This window comes from Vibrio sp. 1CM2L (assembly GCF_023161695.1).
In the GTDB taxonomy this organism is placed as follows: Bacteria; Pseudomonadota; Gammaproteobacteria; order Enterobacterales; family Vibrionaceae; genus Vibrio; species Vibrio coralliirubri.
Map to the genome: position 1 here is coordinate 1 of NZ_JALNTT010000006.1, position 15,407 is coordinate 15,407.

Annotated in this window: 11 protein-coding genes and 7 tRNA genes; 15 read left to right on the forward strand and 3 right to left on the reverse strand. The window is 43.5% G+C overall.

Annotation, left to right across the window (positions count from 1 at the left end; all coding sequences use genetic code 11):
• Positions 1-31: 31 nt before the first annotated feature.
• Positions 32-118 (forward strand) — tRNA-Leu (locus MSG34_RS18150).
• Between the two features lie 64 nt (positions 119-182).
• Positions 183-256 (forward strand) — tRNA-Cys (locus MSG34_RS18155).
• Between the two features lie 75 nt (positions 257-331).
• On the opposite strand, the gene MSG34_RS18160 is transcribed toward MSG34_RS18155, so the two are convergent.
• Positions 332-1,120, reverse strand: coding sequence for a lipase (locus tag MSG34_RS18160; protein WP_248338885.1), 789 nt, complete (start codon positions 1,118-1,120; stop codon positions 332-334).
• Between the two features lie 349 nt (positions 1,121-1,469).
• Between MSG34_RS18160 and MSG34_RS18165 the strand changes: the two genes are divergently transcribed.
• From MSG34_RS18165 to cobA, 9 genes are all read left to right on the forward strand, one after another.
• Positions 1,470-1,556 (forward strand) — tRNA-Leu (locus MSG34_RS18165).
• Positions 1,557-1,623: 67 nt separating this feature from the next.
• Positions 1,624-1,697 (forward strand) — tRNA-Cys (locus MSG34_RS18170).
• A gap of 46 nt (positions 1,698-1,743) precedes the next feature.
• Positions 1,744-1,819, forward strand: a tRNA-Gly gene (locus MSG34_RS18175).
• Positions 1,820-1,899: 80 nt separating this feature from the next.
• Positions 1,900-1,986, forward strand: a tRNA-Leu gene (locus tag MSG34_RS18180).
• 64 nt (positions 1,987-2,050) lie between these two features.
• A tRNA-Cys gene (locus MSG34_RS18185) sits at positions 2,051-2,124 on the forward strand.
• Positions 2,125-2,740: 616 nt separating this feature from the next.
• Positions 2,741-5,299, forward strand: coding sequence for a nitrite reductase large subunit NirB (gene nirB, locus MSG34_RS18190; protein ID WP_248338886.1), 2,559 nt, complete (start codon positions 2,741-2,743; stop codon positions 5,297-5,299).
• 15 nt (positions 5,300-5,314) lie between these two features.
• Positions 5,315-5,638 carry a nitrite reductase small subunit NirD gene (gene nirD / locus MSG34_RS18195; protein ID WP_017058221.1) on the forward strand — a complete coding sequence of 108 codons (324 nt, stop codon included), beginning with the start codon at positions 5,315-5,317 and terminating at the stop codon, positions 5,636-5,638.
• A gap of 123 nt (positions 5,639-5,761) precedes the next feature.
• Positions 5,762-6,577, forward strand: coding sequence for a formate/nitrite transporter family protein (locus tag MSG34_RS18200; protein ID WP_017062558.1), 816 nt, complete (start codon positions 5,762-5,764; stop codon positions 6,575-6,577).
• A gap of 277 nt (positions 6,578-6,854) precedes the next feature.
• Positions 6,855-7,631, forward strand: coding sequence for a uroporphyrinogen-III C-methyltransferase (gene cobA, locus MSG34_RS18205; RefSeq protein ID WP_017071487.1), 777 nt, complete (start codon positions 6,855-6,857; stop codon positions 7,629-7,631).
• 51 nt (positions 7,632-7,682) lie between these two features.
• On the opposite strand, the gene MSG34_RS18210 is transcribed toward cobA, so the two are convergent.
• Positions 7,683-8,234, reverse strand: a complete 552-nt coding sequence (locus tag MSG34_RS18210) for a DUF4174 domain-containing protein (protein WP_050633373.1) — start codon at positions 8,232-8,234, stop codon at positions 7,683-7,685.
• Positions 8,235-8,504: 270 nt separating this feature from the next.
• Here MSG34_RS18210 and MSG34_RS18215 point away from each other — a divergent pair, with 270 nt between their 5' ends.
• The 3 genes from MSG34_RS18215 (at position 8,505) to MSG34_RS18225 (ending at position 11,106) form a co-directional block, all read left to right on the forward strand.
• Positions 8,505-8,978, forward strand: a complete 474-nt coding sequence (locus MSG34_RS18215) for an NYN domain-containing protein (RefSeq protein ID WP_004731130.1) — start codon at positions 8,505-8,507, stop codon at positions 8,976-8,978.
• A gap of 80 nt (positions 8,979-9,058) precedes the next feature.
• Positions 9,059-9,724 carry a response regulator transcription factor gene (locus MSG34_RS18220; protein WP_017062555.1) on the forward strand — a complete coding sequence of 222 codons (666 nt, stop codon included), beginning with the start codon at positions 9,059-9,061 and terminating at the stop codon, positions 9,722-9,724.
• Positions 9,721-11,106 carry a sensor histidine kinase gene (locus MSG34_RS18225; RefSeq protein WP_248338888.1) on the forward strand — a complete coding sequence of 462 codons (1,386 nt, stop codon included), beginning with the start codon at positions 9,721-9,723 and terminating at the stop codon, positions 11,104-11,106. Before MSG34_RS18220 ends, MSG34_RS18225 begins: the two co-directional genes overlap by 4 nt.
• 185 nt (positions 11,107-11,291) lie before the next feature.
• On the opposite strand, the gene MSG34_RS18230 is transcribed toward MSG34_RS18225, so the two are convergent.
• Complete coding sequence (locus MSG34_RS18230; protein WP_048608200.1) at positions 11,292-12,596, reverse strand: dicarboxylate/amino acid:cation symporter; 1,305 nt, start codon at positions 12,594-12,596, stop codon at positions 11,292-11,294.
• A gap of 560 nt (positions 12,597-13,156) precedes the next feature.
• Between MSG34_RS18230 and MSG34_RS18235 the strand changes: the two genes are divergently transcribed.
• Positions 13,157-15,271, forward strand: a complete 2,115-nt coding sequence (locus MSG34_RS18235; RefSeq protein WP_248338890.1) for a TonB-dependent siderophore receptor — start codon at positions 13,157-13,159, stop codon at positions 15,269-15,271.
• Positions 15,272-15,407: the final 136 nt, after the last annotated feature.

The window sequence follows — 15,407 nt, forward strand, 5'->3', positions numbered from 1 at the left end:
CAGTAATCGGCATCGCAATAAAGAATTGCGTGCCCTGGTGGTGGAATTGGTAGACACAAGGGATTTAAAATCCCTCGACGTTCGCGTTGTGCCGGTTCAAGTCCGGCCCGGGGCACCATCTATTTGATTATTACCTCGCTTGGTATTAATCAAAAGAGTTGTTCTCTTAAAACACTATTGAAGGCGCCTTGGCAGAGTGGCTATGCAGCGGATTGCAAATCCGTGGACCTCGGTTCGACTCCGGGAGGCGCCTCCATCATTCAGAAAAAACCAGTCCTAGTGACTGGTTTTTTCGTTTCTGGCCCCGCTAAAAGCTTCCTACGCACCCATTTCAATGCTTATCAAAGAAATCTTTATTACGGATATACTTGCTCATCAAGTGGTAAGAGAAAGGTCTTATCAGCCAACTAAAGATAGAGCGACCAAGGCGGATTAATGTAGGAGTGTTCTCATAGATTCGTCCGTTATAAAGCCAAAGCACTTTACCTACATGCCAATAGAGCAAAGGAACCGGTGGCATGAAGGTCACGATGTCGATGTCACAGCAAATTCGGTAGGTCTTCTTACTCATGCGATAGTGCTTTCGAAAGCTCCAGTCACCAATGGCGGGTTGGCCAAAGGTCACTATTCGCTTAATACAGCCAGGGTACTTTTGATCAAAGTAATCAGCGAAAACACAACCGATAGCGCCTCCGGAAGAGTGGCCAGTAATAGACACTCTTTTGCCTTGTTCGATGAGAGGACTGAGCGTGGCTTCCAAGCGTTCAATAACGGTCAAGCCAAGCTTATCTTCATTACGACTTGGCTGGCTCTCTTGAAACATCAGATGGTAGAAGCCCGCATGCACACGATAACTGAGCCCAATTCTTTTGCAACTTCTTGTCCATAGAGCAAAGGTCAGTAGCCAATCTGAGATACTGTGCGATCCTTTGATTACAACAACCACTTCATCTTTGTCGCTACTCCACAACACTCGAATCATGGTTTTGCCAAACTGGTTCTTGATGATGCGTTGTCCATTGGGGTCAAAACCATAGCGAGTTTGTTTAAAAACTCTAGGGTAGGCGAGGTTACAAAGAACGGCATAGCGCTCATATTGATATCGTTTTAGTGGCTTCACATGTTTACTTCTTAATAATAGTTACTTAAAACTCTAGTCGTTGAATGTGAAATGCACATGAAAACGCCATTTGCTTGGTTTAAAACAATAAAATCACCGCATTGAATTGGTATTTGAATCAATGATTGTCTGTGAGTTGCCCGTTTAAATCAAAAATCCAAGTATAAGAACCGTACAAGCTGCACTAAATTTATTCTTTTGAGTTCGATAATTAATCACTTGAATTAAAAGATAAAATTTATTGTTGACGAATTTTTTCCTTCCGTTAAAGTACACCTCGTTCTCACGGCTTAGGCCGCTGAGAGATGGTGTTTTTACTTTTCAGTAATCGGCCTCGCAAGATTGCGTTGCCCTGGTGGTGGAATTGGTAGACACAAGGGATTTAAAATCCCTCGGCGTTCGCGCTGTGCCGGTTCAAGTCCGGCCCGGGGCACCATCTATCTAGCTTCTACTTTTTGAGTAGAGTGATGAACAAAGAGTTGTTCTCTTAAATCACTATTAAAGGCGCCTTGGCAGAGTGGCTATGCAGCGGATTGCAAATCCGTGGACCTCGGTTCGACTCCGGGAGGCGCCTCCATTCTTTATCTTAGTTTGTTAAGTTAAGAGATACTAAGAATGAAAATGCGATACTAGCTCAGTTGGTAGAGCGCAACCTTGCCAAGGTTGAGGTCATCGGTTCGAACCCGATGTATCGCTCCAAATTTTGTAATGTTGATTCATTTCGACATTAAGATGGTGTTTTACTTTTCAGTAATCGGCATCGCAATAAAGAATTGCGTGCCCTGGTGGTGGAATTGGTAGACACAAGGGATTTAAAATCCCTCGACGTTCGCGTTGTGCCGGTTCAAGTCCGGCCCGGGGCACCATCTATTTGATTATTACCTCGCTTGGTATTAATCAAAAGAGTTGTTCTCTTAAAACACTATTGAAGGCGCCTTGGCAGAGTGGCTATGCAGCGGATTGCAAATCCGTGGACCTCGGTTCGACTCCGGGAGGCGCCTCCACTATTCAAAGTTGAAAGGCCAGCAGAAATGCTGGCCTTTTTGCTATCTGAAATTCTAAACCCTCATGCTATCTCCAAACTCCCACGTATGCTCTTTAATCAGTAACACCTCTAGGAACTAGTCATATCAGATCACTTTTGTGCCGATCTTTTCCTTTTATAAATCTATCATTTGTTGAACAACCAACAGCACCTGTTAACTCGTTGTGCCGTTTGTGAATGGAATTAGTGGGGAATGGAAAAGGGTGACTGTCTTTTGCGTCATTAAGTTCTTCATATTTATACATAGTTGCTCATGAACCTGTAACGATTTCGTGGGTTATTACACTTATTATGACTACAAATGAAAATGATTGTTATTTAACTACGTTACTGCTAACCTATTGTGAAAATTTACAACATCTTATCTACTACACGAAAGTGTATATAAAACCCCGCTAAACCTTATTAAACCTACGGTTATTCGTTTGCTTCGTATGATAAATCAGCAGATCTACCTCTTTTGTCCTACCCCTTTAGGGTAGTTCGATTTCGTAATTGATTTACATCATATTTTCATTTTCTTTCATAATTCATTATTCGCTCAGTTAAGAAATATATAACCTTCAGGAATTCTTATGAGCAAGATGAAGCTAGTCGTAATCGGTAACGGGATGGTCGGCCATCGCTATATCGAAGATTTAGTCGAGAAGACAGATGTTGCAAACATGGACATCACGGTGTTCTGTGAAGAACCACGTGTAGCTTATGATCGTGTACACCTTTCTTCTTACTTTTCACACCACACTGCAGACGAACTTTCTTTAGTTAAAGAAGGCTTCTACGAGAAACACGGCATCAATATGCTGATCGGCGAACGTGCTATTAACGTTAACCGTGAAAAGAAAACAGTTTACTCAAGCACTGGTCGTGAAATTCAATACGACAAACTTATCCTTGCTACCGGTTCTTTCCCATTCGTACCGCCAATTAAAGGCAACGAAGGTAAAGACTGTTTCGTTTACCGCACAATCGAAGATCTGAAAGCTATCGAAGCAACGGCTAAGAACTCAAAGTCTGGTGTGGTTGTTGGTGGCGGTCTACTTGGTCTTGAAGCGGCAGGCGCACTAAAAGCACTTGGCGTGACAACACACGTTGTTGAGTTTGCTCCTAAGCTAATGGCTGAGCAACTTGACCAAGCAGGTGGTAACCAACTTCGTCAAAAAATCGAACGTATGGGCGTAAACGTACATACAAGTAAGAACACGCTTGAGATTGCTCCTGAAGGCACTGAAGCTCGTAACGTAATGCGTTTTGCAGACGGTACAGAGCTAGAAACTGATTTCATCGTATTCTCTGCTGGTATTCGCCCACAAGACAAACTTGCTCGTCAAATGGGTCTAGGTATTGCACCTCGTGGCGGTATCGAGATTAACGATCACTGTCAAACGACTGATAAAGACATCTACGCTATCGGTGAGTGTGCGTCTTGGAACCAAACGTTCTACGGCCTTGTTGCTCCTGGTTACAAAATGGCGACTGTAGCTGTTGACCACGTTGTTGGTAACGAAAGTACATTTGAAGGTGCAGACATGTCTGCGAAGCTCAAGCTTCTAGGCGTGAAAGTAGGTTCTATCGGTGATGCAAACGGCCGCACTCCTGGCTGTAAGAGCTACGTTTACCAAAACGAAGAGCAAGAAGTTTATAAACGTATCATCGTTTCTGAAGACAATAAGAAGCTTATTGGCGCAGTGATGGTTGGTGATACGTCTGACTATGGTGATCTTCTTCAGTTAATGCTGAACGAAATCGACCTACCAGAACACCCAGATGCATTGATTCTTCCTGCTCACGCTGGTGCTGAAAAGCCAACACTTGGCGCGGATTCTCTTCCTGAGTCTGCTGTTATCTGTTCTTGTTTCGATGTAACGAAAGGCAAGATTGCTCAAGCGGTTGCTGAAGGTCACCACACCATTGGTGATATCAAAGCAGTAACAGGCGCAGGTACGGGTTGTGGTGGTTGTATTCCACTTGTGACTTCAGTATTAAACGCTGAACTTGCTAAAGCTGGTGTAGAAGTGAAGAACGACGTGTGTGAGCACTTTGCTTACTCTCGCCAAGAGCTTTTCCACCTAATTCGTATCGAAGAAATCAAAACATTCGATGAGCTACTAGAGAAATACGGTAAAGGCTACGGCTGTGAAGTATGTAAGCCTCTAGCGGGTTCTATCCTTGCTTCTTGCTGGGGTGAGCACATCCTTAAGCCTGAGCTAGTAAAACTGCACGATACCAACGATAACTTCCTAGGTAACATGCAAAAAGACGGTACTTACTCTGTTATCCCTCGTATGGCGGGTGGTGAAGTAACACCTCAAGCGCTAAGCGTTCTTGCTGATGTTGCTGCTGAATACAACTTGTACACCAAGATCACGGGTGCACAACGTATCGGCCTATTTGGTGCTCAAAAAGATGACTTACCAGCAATCTGGAAGAAGTTAATCGCAGCAGGCTACGAAACGGGTCAAGCTTACGCAAAAGCACTTCGTATGGCGAAAACATGTGTAGGTTCAACTTGGTGTCGTTACGGCGTTCAAGATTCAGTTGGCCTAGGCGTGATGATCGAGAACCGTTACAAAGGCATCCGTACTCCTCATAAGATGAAGTTTGGTGTGTCTGGCTGTACTCGTGAGTGTGCTGAAGCTCAAGGTAAAGATTTAGGTATTATCGCGACTGACGCAGGTTGGAACATGTACGTATGTGGTAACGGTGGTATGAAGCCTCGTCACGCAGACTTACTTGCAAGCGACCTAGACCAAGAAACGCTGATCAAGTACATCGACCGTTTCATGATGTTCTACATCCGCACGGCTGCGCCACTACAACGTACTTCGGTATGGATGGACAACCTAGAAGGTGGTGTTGATTACCTACGTGAAGTGATTGTAGACAACAAGCTTGGCATCAATGACCAACTTGAAACTGACATTGCTAGCCTAGTTGATAACTTCGCTTGTGAATGGACAGATACAATCAACGACGAAGCTCAACTTAAGCGCTTCGCACACTTCATCAATGCAGATGACCGCGATGATAACGTTGTGTTTGTTGAAGATGGTCGTGAACAACACCGTCCAGCCACATTTACAGAGAAACACCCAGAGGCGAAGGGCGATATCCTTCACGTTGAACTGGTTTAATTGGGAGACGACATCATGGCATTTACCAAAGTTTGTAAGATCGAAGACATTATCCCAGGTACAGGTGTTTGTGCGTTGGTTGGTGGTGAGCAAGTGGCTATCTTTCGCCCAACTAAGGCTGAAGAAGTATTCGCGATTAGCAACACAGACCCATACTTTCAATCTAACGTGTTATCACGTGGTTTGATTGTTGAGCACAAAGAAGAGCTTTGGGTGGCAAGCCCACTTAAGAAGCAACGCTTTAACCTAGCAACAGGTGTGTGCATGGAAGACGAGAACTTTAACGTGAAAGCGTATAAAGCTCGTGTTGCCAAAGGCGCTGTAGAAATCTCTGCTTAATCTTCGGATGAATAAGATTCGATAGTTCAAGGGTTCTAGTTCTCGATATTGCCTTAACTCGGCAACTAGAGCCTTTTCCTATCCAATTTTAACTTTTAATTTTAACTTTTTAAGGACAACCTTATGTCTCCTGATTACAAACCAGCTGAATTCGTTCAAACGATGATCGATGTGGGTGAAGCGAAAACGAAAACAAGTACTCGCGACCTTCTGATTCGAAGCACTATGGCTGGTATCATTCTTTCTCTAGCGGTTGTTGTTGCTATTACAGCAATGGTACAAACCGGTATTGGCCTTGTTGGTGCACTTGTGTTCCCAGTTGGCTTCGTCATTCTAAGTGTCATGGGTTATGATCTAGTAACTGGCGTTTTCGGCCTTGCACCTTTAGCGAAATTCGACAACCGCCCAGGTATCACTTGGGGCCGTATCCTACGTTGTTGGGGTATTGTTGGTCTTGGTAACCTTATCGGTTCTTTGATTGTTGCTTTCCTTGTTGCAGTATCACTAACGGGTAACTTCTCTCTAGAACCAAACGCTGTTGCTCAAAAGTTCATTGCTGTTTCTACGGGTCGTAGCCTAGGTTTTGAAAACATGGGTATGGACGGATGGATCACGTGTTTCGTACGCGGCATCTTCTGTAACCTTATGGTATGTCTTGGTGTGATTGGTAACATGACTGCACGCACAGTGTCTGGCCGTGTAGCAATGATGTGGTTCCCAATCTTCATCTTCTTCGCACTCGTATTTGAGCACACAGTAGTAAACATGTTCCTATTCCCACTGGGTATGATTCTTGGCGCTGATTTCGGTATCGCGACATGGTTGAACTTCAACCTTATCCCAACAATCCTAGGTAACATTGTTGGTGGTCTGCTAATGACGTGTGTTCCTCTATACCTAACTCACGCTAAAACTGCGCCTTCTCTAGGTGCTAAGTAATCCTCAATAGGGTTAAACGTAATTTAGTATGAGATTAAGAGCCCCAACAATATGTTTGGGGCTTTTTTAGTTCGAAAGTCCTTAGATTATTGCGCAAATTACTCGCAATAGACTGTTTTGTTATAATTACTTCTATCTTCGTTAGTATTTAGACTGAATATTTATATCAACACCTGATAGTCTAAGGGTTAAGGATTTGGATAAGTCATCATGAATACAGTGACTTATCACATAGATTTAAGCTTGAGATAAAACAAGCAAACCTTCGGAGCGCAGCATGTCAGAAGTATCGTCATCGAATGTTAAAGAAGTAAACAAAGGATTTGTTTCATTGGTAGGTGCAGGTCCGGGCGACCCAGACTTACTTACGCTAAAAGCCGCACGAGTGATTCAACAAGCAGACGTGTTGGTTTATGACCGCTTGGTATCAAAAGATATTTTAGCGATGGCTAACCCAGAAGCAGAAATGCTGTATGTGGGTAAAAAGCTTGATCATCACTGTGTACCGCAAGATCAGATCAACCAACTGTTGGTCACTAAAGCGCAAGAGAACAAGCACGTAGTACGCCTAAAAGGTGGTGACTCGTTTATCTTTGGCCGTGGTGGTGAAGAGTGTGAAACGTTAGCTGAGAATGACGTGAGATTTGAAGTGATTCCGGGCATCACAGCTGCTGCCGGCGCAACGGCTTATGCGGGTATTCCGTTGACGCACCGCGATCATGCACAAAGCGTGCAGTTTATTACAGGTCACTTGAAGAAAGATGGCGAAGATATTGACTGGCAATCTCTTGCTCAGCACAACCATACCATCGTGTTTTACATGGGCTTGAAAGAAAGTCCAAACATTCAGAAAAACTTACTGGATAACGGTATGCGAGCTGACATGCCGGTTGCGATCATCGAAAACGGTACGCGCCAAGAACAGAAGGTGTTTAGAGGTGGGTTACGTGATTTAGCTGATCTTGCTAGCGTCGCAAAGAGCCCAGCGCTGATTGTTGTAGGCAGCGTGGCTCAGCTCCATGAAAAACTTGCTTGGTTTAACAAACAAGCTTGATTGTTTGACCTTCTAGTTGGATCTCTAAGCCACTACTGAGCCCATCAAGAATCAAATACTGCAGCGGCTGCCTTGTCGCTGCATTTCTTGTTGGCGCATAGGCATTTCGTCAATGATATTGGTGATCTGTTTCCAATCTGTTTTGCCACTCCATCGGTGCTTCTCTTTTCCGTCTTTACCAATCAAAACCGCGGTGTGTGATCCTTTCGGGATCTCATAAATGCTAGTGACTGCCTCTAAGTTAAACTCTTCTTCTAGCCAAGTAGGGACTGTATAACCACTCTCAGCAATAACCATAATGACGACATCTCGTTCGTCCAATTGACAGTTATTGAGCAACACTTCATTCAGAAACTCTTTAACTACTGAATCTTCCTTTGGAGCGAAATAAATAACACTGCGGTGCGGTAAAGGCTTTGAGTGAGAATAGGCGGGGTAGGCGAGTACAGAATTGTTGGTTAAGCTCATGATTAATACCGTGCTGATGGTCAGTAGTTTGAGCAAACTAAACCAGATACCGGAGTTTGATGGTTGATTCAAAGTTTGCACCGCTTTGGTTGTGTCGATGCTTACGTTCGATTTGTGTTTTTGTCGGTGCAGCATTGCCAACCTCCCTTCAAAAGCTCTAAGCCTGAGTACGATTTGAATGCTACGTAAAGAAGAAGGTGAAGATCAGACCCACCTAAGAAACGTTCAAAACAAATCCAATTACAATAAGCATAGTTAGGATTACGTTAAAGACACTTAGCTTTACGCTAAAGATATTAGGTTTACGTTAACGATAGCTGGCAGGTTCATTTTTATTGAGTAAAGCGGCTCGCATTTTACAATTGAATAGAATAGGGTATACGGAAAATCTAAAGGTATGAATTTATGGAAAACATAGCAATTTTGGTCGACGTTCAGAACGTTTACTACACGACGCGCGACAAATACCGTTCTAACTTCGACTATAACCAGTTTTGGTATGTTGCCACGGAAGGGCGTAACGTTGTTGCAGCTAATGCTTACGCAATCTCAAGCCAAGATCCAAAGCAGCGTCAATTTCATCATATCCTTCGAGGTGTGGGCTTTAATGTGAAGTTAAAGCCGTTTATTCAGCGTCGAGATGGCAGTGCAAAAGGCGATTGGGATGTGGGTATTGCGTTAGACGCAATAGAACTTGCTGAGACGGTTGATACGATTGTTTTGGTATCAGGAGACGGTGACTTCGAAATCCTTGTAGAGCGAATCAAAGAGCGTTTTGGCAAGCCTGTTGAAGTGTATGGTGTTCCGGGGTTAACTGCTCAAAATCTTATCGATTCTGCCTCAAAATTTGTACCGATTGAAAAAGATTTTCTTCTATAGAGGAAATCGGGCACTTTATAATTGAAATCAATAATAACGATAATTAGAATGCAAACAGTTCTTATTTATCGGTGTGTGTAATGTCTCGCGTTTTAGTTGTTGATGATGATATTCAGTTGTGTGAATTACTGGGTGAAGTGTTAGAAAATGAGGGGTATCACGTTGATACTGTTCATTGCGGTGAATCCGCGCTTGAGTTTATTCAATCTCACCCTGTCGATTTGGTTCTACTCGATGTAATGCTTCCGAACTTAAGCGGCATTCAAGTAGCAAGACGTATTTGTCAGCGTTTTGCTACTCCCATTCTTATGCTAACCGCGCTTAACGACGATGCCTCAATGCTCGATGGCTACCAAGCTGGGGCCGACCAGTACATCGCCAAACCTTTCAATGTTCCTGAACTCTTAACCCGTATTAAGGTGATCTTGCGCCGAGTGGGTTTTGAACGCCAAAGACAATCTTTAGCTTCCTCTAATCACGGCTTGTGCGAACAACTCTCTCGTTTGCCATTAACCGGCACTGAAAAAGACCTGCTAGATTATTTGGTTAAAAATGACGGTATTGTTGTGTCCAAATCTGATTTGCAAATCCATGTACTCAAGAAAGAACTGTGTCCTTTTGATCGTAATTTAGATATGCATATCAGCAATATACGTAGAAAGCTCGTTCAGGCCGGTTTGTCTAAACAACATATTAAAACCGTTCGTGGTAAAGGTTACAGTTACCTAGAGTCGGTAGGAGCATGAGTAAAAAACTGCTGCGTTGCCCTGATTTTATTGCTAGGCGTAAAGACGGACTCACTTTCCAACTGTTCAGTTACTTGACCGTCATTTTGGTGAGTATTTTGATCCTGCAAGGGGTAGCAGAAAGAGCCTTGATGAAAGCGCTGCTTAAAGTGCCAGAATCGGTTAAAGCGGAGATGCTCGACCTTGCTTATCAAGCGAATGTGTTGATTGAAGAAGGGGACATGGATGAACTCGCGGACTGGGGCAATGCTCAGCAGTATTATCTGTTCGTCATTGATAAAGACAATCGTCCGATCACACATCGTCACATGCACCCGCATTTTGAATTTAAGCTCAAATACTTAAGAACGTTGGATCACCAACTTAGTGATCGTGTGAGTAAGCCGATCTTCGGTCTACCACTGGATAACGGTAAAACACTGGTTATCCAACTACCGCACCAGTTTCACCCCGCAAAATCTTTTGCGCCATATTCCTATATGCTTAAAGCATTGATTGCATTGGTCGTTTTGTCTCTGTTCTCGATTATCATGGCCAAAAGCCTGCAGCAACCGTTGGACAGGTTGAGAGAAGCGAGCCGTAGACTGGCTCAAGGTGACTTTACGGTCAGTGTGGTGTCGGAGTTAAATTCCACCACGCGTGAATTCAACGAGCTTGCACACGATTTTGATCATATGACCTTTGAGATTAAATCTCTGGCTGAAAAGCAACGTCGTTTGATTCGTGATGTCTCACACGAGTTAAGAACACCATTAGCAAGGCAAAATCTCGCACTACACCTTCTGCGCAGCAAGGTTGATGATAAAAGCATTGGTTTGCTAGAACGAATGGAAAATGAAACAGAAGAGATGAACAAGCTGGTGGGTGAGATACTTGAATTTAGCCGCTTAGAAACCTCTCGCTATGACTCCAAGTTAAGCTTAATGCACCTTGAGCACTATTGTTCAATGTTGATCGCGCAGATGCAAAATGATTTAAAACCGAATCAAACTTTGATTGGTTCCCTAGAGACGCCGACATCAATGGTGAACGTTGATGAGAGGCTACTGCTTCGAGTCATTGGTAACTTGGTCGGGAATGCCATTAAATACGCGGGTGAGAACGCTCATGTTGTCGTGACGACATATGAACAGGTCATAGATAAACGTTACAGTGTCATATCTGTAGAAGATGACGGTGATGGCATTCCTGATAACAAGATTGCAGGTATATTCGACCCGTTTACACGAATAGAATCAGCCCGAGACAAACAGTCTGGCGGTTACGGTCTAGGCCTTGCGATTGTTAAAGAAGCGATGGGTGTGATGAATGGCCATGTAACTGCTGAGAATAGAGAAGGTGGGGGGCTGAGAGTGAACTTGATGTTCCCAATCGGTGATTAGCTTTCCCAATTGATAATTACCTTAAATTGATAACTGTCCCAACTCAGTAGTACTGACTTAAGCGATACCCAATAAAAAACGCCACTGCATCTGCAGTGGCGTTTTTCTTTATGCGCTTTGATATGAGCTAGGCGTAGCCATTAATTACGCCAGAACTCAAAGACAAGAGCATCAGATAAGCGAGATTATGCCTGTTGGCGAGCTAGCTTAACTTCTTCTTCCTTCTCACCTGCTGCAGGGTCGTTGAAGCGAGACTCATCAAGAGCGCCTTCAGACTTAGCAACGATGATAGATACGGCACTATCACCTGTGATGTTTACAGCGGTACGAATCATATCAAGAAGGCGGTCAACACCCATGATTAGAGCAATACCTTCAAGCGGTAGACCCACTTGGTTCAATACCATCGCTAGCATAACAAGACCAACACCAGGGACACCTGCAGTACCCACAGACGCCAGTGTCGCCGTTAGGATAACCATTAGGTAATCACCCATTGAAAGGTCGATGTTGTACGCTTGCGCGATAAACGCCGTCGCAACACCTTGCATGATTGCAGTGCCGTCCATGTTCACAGTTGCACCTAGTGGTACTGTGAAAGAAGCGACTTTGTTGTCTACGCCCATGCGGTTCTTAGCTGTTTCCATTGTTACTGGAATTGTTGCGTTCGAAGATGCCGTTGAGAATGCAAACATGATTGCATCTTCCATCTTACGTAGGAACGTAATCGGACTAAGACCTGTGAATCCTTTAAGCATCGCACTGTAAGTCACCAAGCCATGCAACAGCAGGGTACCAGCAAGCACTAAGAAGTATTCTGCTAGGTTCCAAATTGCACCTAAGCCAAGGCCAGAGAACAGTTTCGCCATCAAGAAGAATACGCCGTAAGGAGCAAGGTTCATTAGTAGCGCAACTAGCTTCATGATCACTTCGTTTAGATCAGAGAAAACGGCAGCGATACGTTCGCCGGGTTTGCCCGCTGCACTGATTGCGATACCAAACAACACTGCAAATACGATAACTTGTAACGTTTTGCCCTCAGCCATCGCCTGAATAGGGTTGGTTGGGAACATGTCGATGATAACTTGGCCCAAAGATGGGGCATCCGCTGATTTGAAAGAGCTCGCAGCAGTAAGATCCGCACCAGCTCCAGGTTGGAACAGGTTACCGATAGTTAATGCTAGAGTGATGGCTACGGCAGTAGTACCGATATAAAGTGCAAGCGTTTTGCCACCCATACGGCCAAGAGTTGATAAGTCTTTAAGAGAACTTGTACCGCACACTAGTGAAACGAAGACTAGAGGCACAACAAGCATTTTTAAACTGGCGACAAAGATTTGTCCGCCTACTTCAAAGAGTCCGTTAACGATGTAGTTGTTAACAAATCCGCTGTCTGAAAAAAGGGATTGAATGGCGAATCCCGTTAATATACCTACGACCATACCGAGGATTACTCGACCAGTCAGAGACATAGGTTTCTTGGTATTCATTTAGAACACTCCTTATTATTTATAACTTTGATACCTTTTCAAAGTGAGCAGGAGATTAGCAGTCGGTTGTTCAAATCGAAAAACAAAAAATGAGTTTGGAATTATAGATGTGATCAAAATCACTGATAATTCCGTCAATTAAACAAAACCAAACAAAACAATTCACCATAAATTTACATTTATCGAGGGTTTTATACATAAGGCTGCCATTTCAAAGGTAGTAAATAAGAAGAGATGATTTTCTTATTGATCGTCACACCTCAAATTGACCTGGCCAATAACGCAGTTTCAAAAAAACTGGATGGCGACAACCACTTTTAAGCGTAAATGTTCTCTAAATATCAGTATTGAAATGGGTTTGTTTAACTTTATAAAAACGCCTTTCCGCCACGCCTTTACAAAACTTTACGAATGCAAAGAATGTAAATTTAATGCAAATGGTAATAGTTATCACTTATATTCTCTCCCGAAATGATTCAGTGGTACCGGAAACGGTTCAGCGAGCACATCGAATAAATAACAAAGTGCTCGTCTAAAAGAATAAAAACGGAGTAAAGGACATGTTTTCAAAGAGCCCATTGGCTTTAGTGATCGGCGCAGTATTAGCTTCACCAGCAGTATTGGCAGAAACAGTAAAAACAGACGAGCATATGGTTGTTGAAGGTCGTGACTACGGTTATAAAGCCGACACGAACACAACAGCAATGCGCATGGAGGCGACTCAATTAGAGACTCCGGGACAAGTTTCAGTAATCGATGAGCAAATCATCGATGAACAGCGTGCTAGCACTTTAGGTGAAGTACTGAAGAATGATGCGTCTGTTGGTGCTGGTTCTAAATCAACTAACCGTGAGCGTTTCACCCTTCGTGGTTTTGATCTAGATAGTAGTTCTGGCTACTTACGTGACGGTGTTCAACACTGGTCTCATTACCGTCAACCTGTAGAGCTTCTAGAGCGTGTAGAAGTACTTAAAGGCCCTGCAGGTCTACTTTACGGTAAATCAGCACCCGGTGGTCTTGTTAATATGGTTTCTAAGAAGCCTACATACGAAACTCAAGTCAACGTAAGCCAAGATATCGGTTCTGATAGCTACACGCGTACTACTGCTGATGTAAGTGGTTCATTAAACGATGACCAAACTTTACGAGCTCGTCTTATTGTTTCACAAGAAAACCAAGATTCGTACCGCACGCGTTTTGATGGAACAGATGTAGAAACTGATCGCTTTGTTGGTGGTTTATTTGTTGATTACGATATCAACGAAGACATGATGTTGTCTGTTCATTACGACCGTACTATTGAAGAGGGCGATCTAGATAACGGTTCTAAAATCGATACTTCTACTGGTAAAGTTATCGACCCTAACACAGTAAATGATCAACGTTTTGCTCAAACGGACAACGACGTTGCAAACTACGGTGCATCTTTAACTGCTAACTTGAACGAAGCTTGGTCTGTGAAGACAGGTATCAGCCGCCAGTTCTATGAACGTCAACGTACAGAGTCAAATAACACCGTTTACAGCAGTGGCTCTGATTTTGGTTATAAAGTATCAGACCGTCATGATGAGTGGACATTTGATACTGCTTACGTTGACTTTACAGGCGACTTCGATGCACTTGGCGTAAACCACCGACTACTTGTTGGCGTGAACGGCTTACATTACGATTACGAGCGTTTATACGATTCAGGTTACGCATGTTTGAATTCTACAGAAGCTGAAGCAGCGGCAGCATGTGGCAATGGTTTTGATATGCCTTCTAACGTTAGCTACAAAAATGATAGTCAAGTAGATCACTCAGAGAGCCAACACTACGGCCTTTATGTTCAAGACTTAGTAACACTAAATGACCAATGGCAAGTTCTTGCGGGTGTTCGTTTTGCTTACGACAAAACTAAGAGCAGTAAAGGTGTAGAGGAAAGTTACAACAACATCCTTCCTAAAGCAGGACTAATCTACTCTCCAGCTCCAAACGGTTCGATCTACGCGGTTTACTCTGAAAGTTTTGAACCTGTTGGTGAGATCACAGATCAAGATGACGTAAACTTTGGTCAGTCTCAAGATGCTAAGAAAGGCACACTTTACGAGCTAGGCTCTAAGTGGGAGCTGTTTGAAGAACGTTTATTTGTATCTGGTGCGGTTTTCCAAATCACTCAATCGAACATGCAAGTGACGGAAGATCTAGACCCGGCAAACAACAACGGTAAAGACGCACGTACAACTCAAGTTGGTGAACAAGTTCACACGGGTGTTGAACTGGCTGCGACTGGCTACATGACGGAAGCATTCTCAGTAAGTGCATCTACAATGTTCCTAGATGCTGAGTACCAGAATGACCCATCTCTTGAAGGTAAAACGCCTGCTGATGTCCCAGAGTTTACTGCGAGCATTTGGTCTACTTACTCGTTTAATAACGGTACTGATGTAAACCTAGGTGTTTACCACGTAGGTGAGCGTTACACGGAAGATTCAAACACCTTCAAAAAAGATGCTTACACTCGTGTAGATATGGGTATCGCACACACAATGAAGTATGACGAGAACCTAGATTTCGTTGCACGCTTCAACGTAGAGAACTTGTTTGATACTGACTACCTTGAAGGCGGCAGCACGAGCAACGTTGTTGTTGGCGAAGGCCGTAACTACATGGCGACTTTACAGGTAAAATACTGATTTGTTAGTAGGGTACTATTGTTAGCCTAAATTCTAAGGGGAAAGTTTCGGCTTTCCCCTTTCGTGATTCTGCTATTCAGTAAAAATATCCCTAGTAATGAGAGTGACTTTTAATGATAATGAGAGTGCTTATCAA

Coding starts and splice junctions, on each gene's coding strand:
- nirB (WP_248338886.1), top strand. CDS start 2,741: ATGAGCAAGATGAAGCTAGTCGTAATCGGTAACGGGATGGTCGGCCAT.
- nirD (WP_017058221.1), top strand. CDS start 5,315: ATGGCATTTACCAAAGTTTGTAAGATCGAAGACATTATCCCAGGTACA.
- MSG34_RS18200 (WP_017062558.1), top strand. CDS start 5,762: ATGTCTCCTGATTACAAACCAGCTGAATTCGTTCAAACGATGATCGAT.
- cobA (WP_017071487.1), top strand. CDS start 6,855: ATGTCAGAAGTATCGTCATCGAATGTTAAAGAAGTAAACAAAGGATTT.
- MSG34_RS18210 (WP_050633373.1), bottom strand. CDS start 8,234: ATGCTGCACCGACAAAAACACAAATCGAACGTAAGCATCGACACAACC.
- MSG34_RS18215 (WP_004731130.1), top strand. CDS start 8,505: ATGGAAAACATAGCAATTTTGGTCGACGTTCAGAACGTTTACTACACG.
- MSG34_RS18220 (WP_017062555.1), top strand. CDS start 9,059: ATGTCTCGCGTTTTAGTTGTTGATGATGATATTCAGTTGTGTGAATTA.
- MSG34_RS18225 (WP_248338888.1), top strand. CDS start 9,721: ATGAGTAAAAAACTGCTGCGTTGCCCTGATTTTATTGCTAGGCGTAAA.
- MSG34_RS18230 (WP_048608200.1), bottom strand. CDS start 12,596: ATGAATACCAAGAAACCTATGTCTCTGACTGGTCGAGTAATCCTCGGT.
- MSG34_RS18235 (WP_248338890.1), top strand. CDS start 13,157: ATGTTTTCAAAGAGCCCATTGGCTTTAGTGATCGGCGCAGTATTAGCT.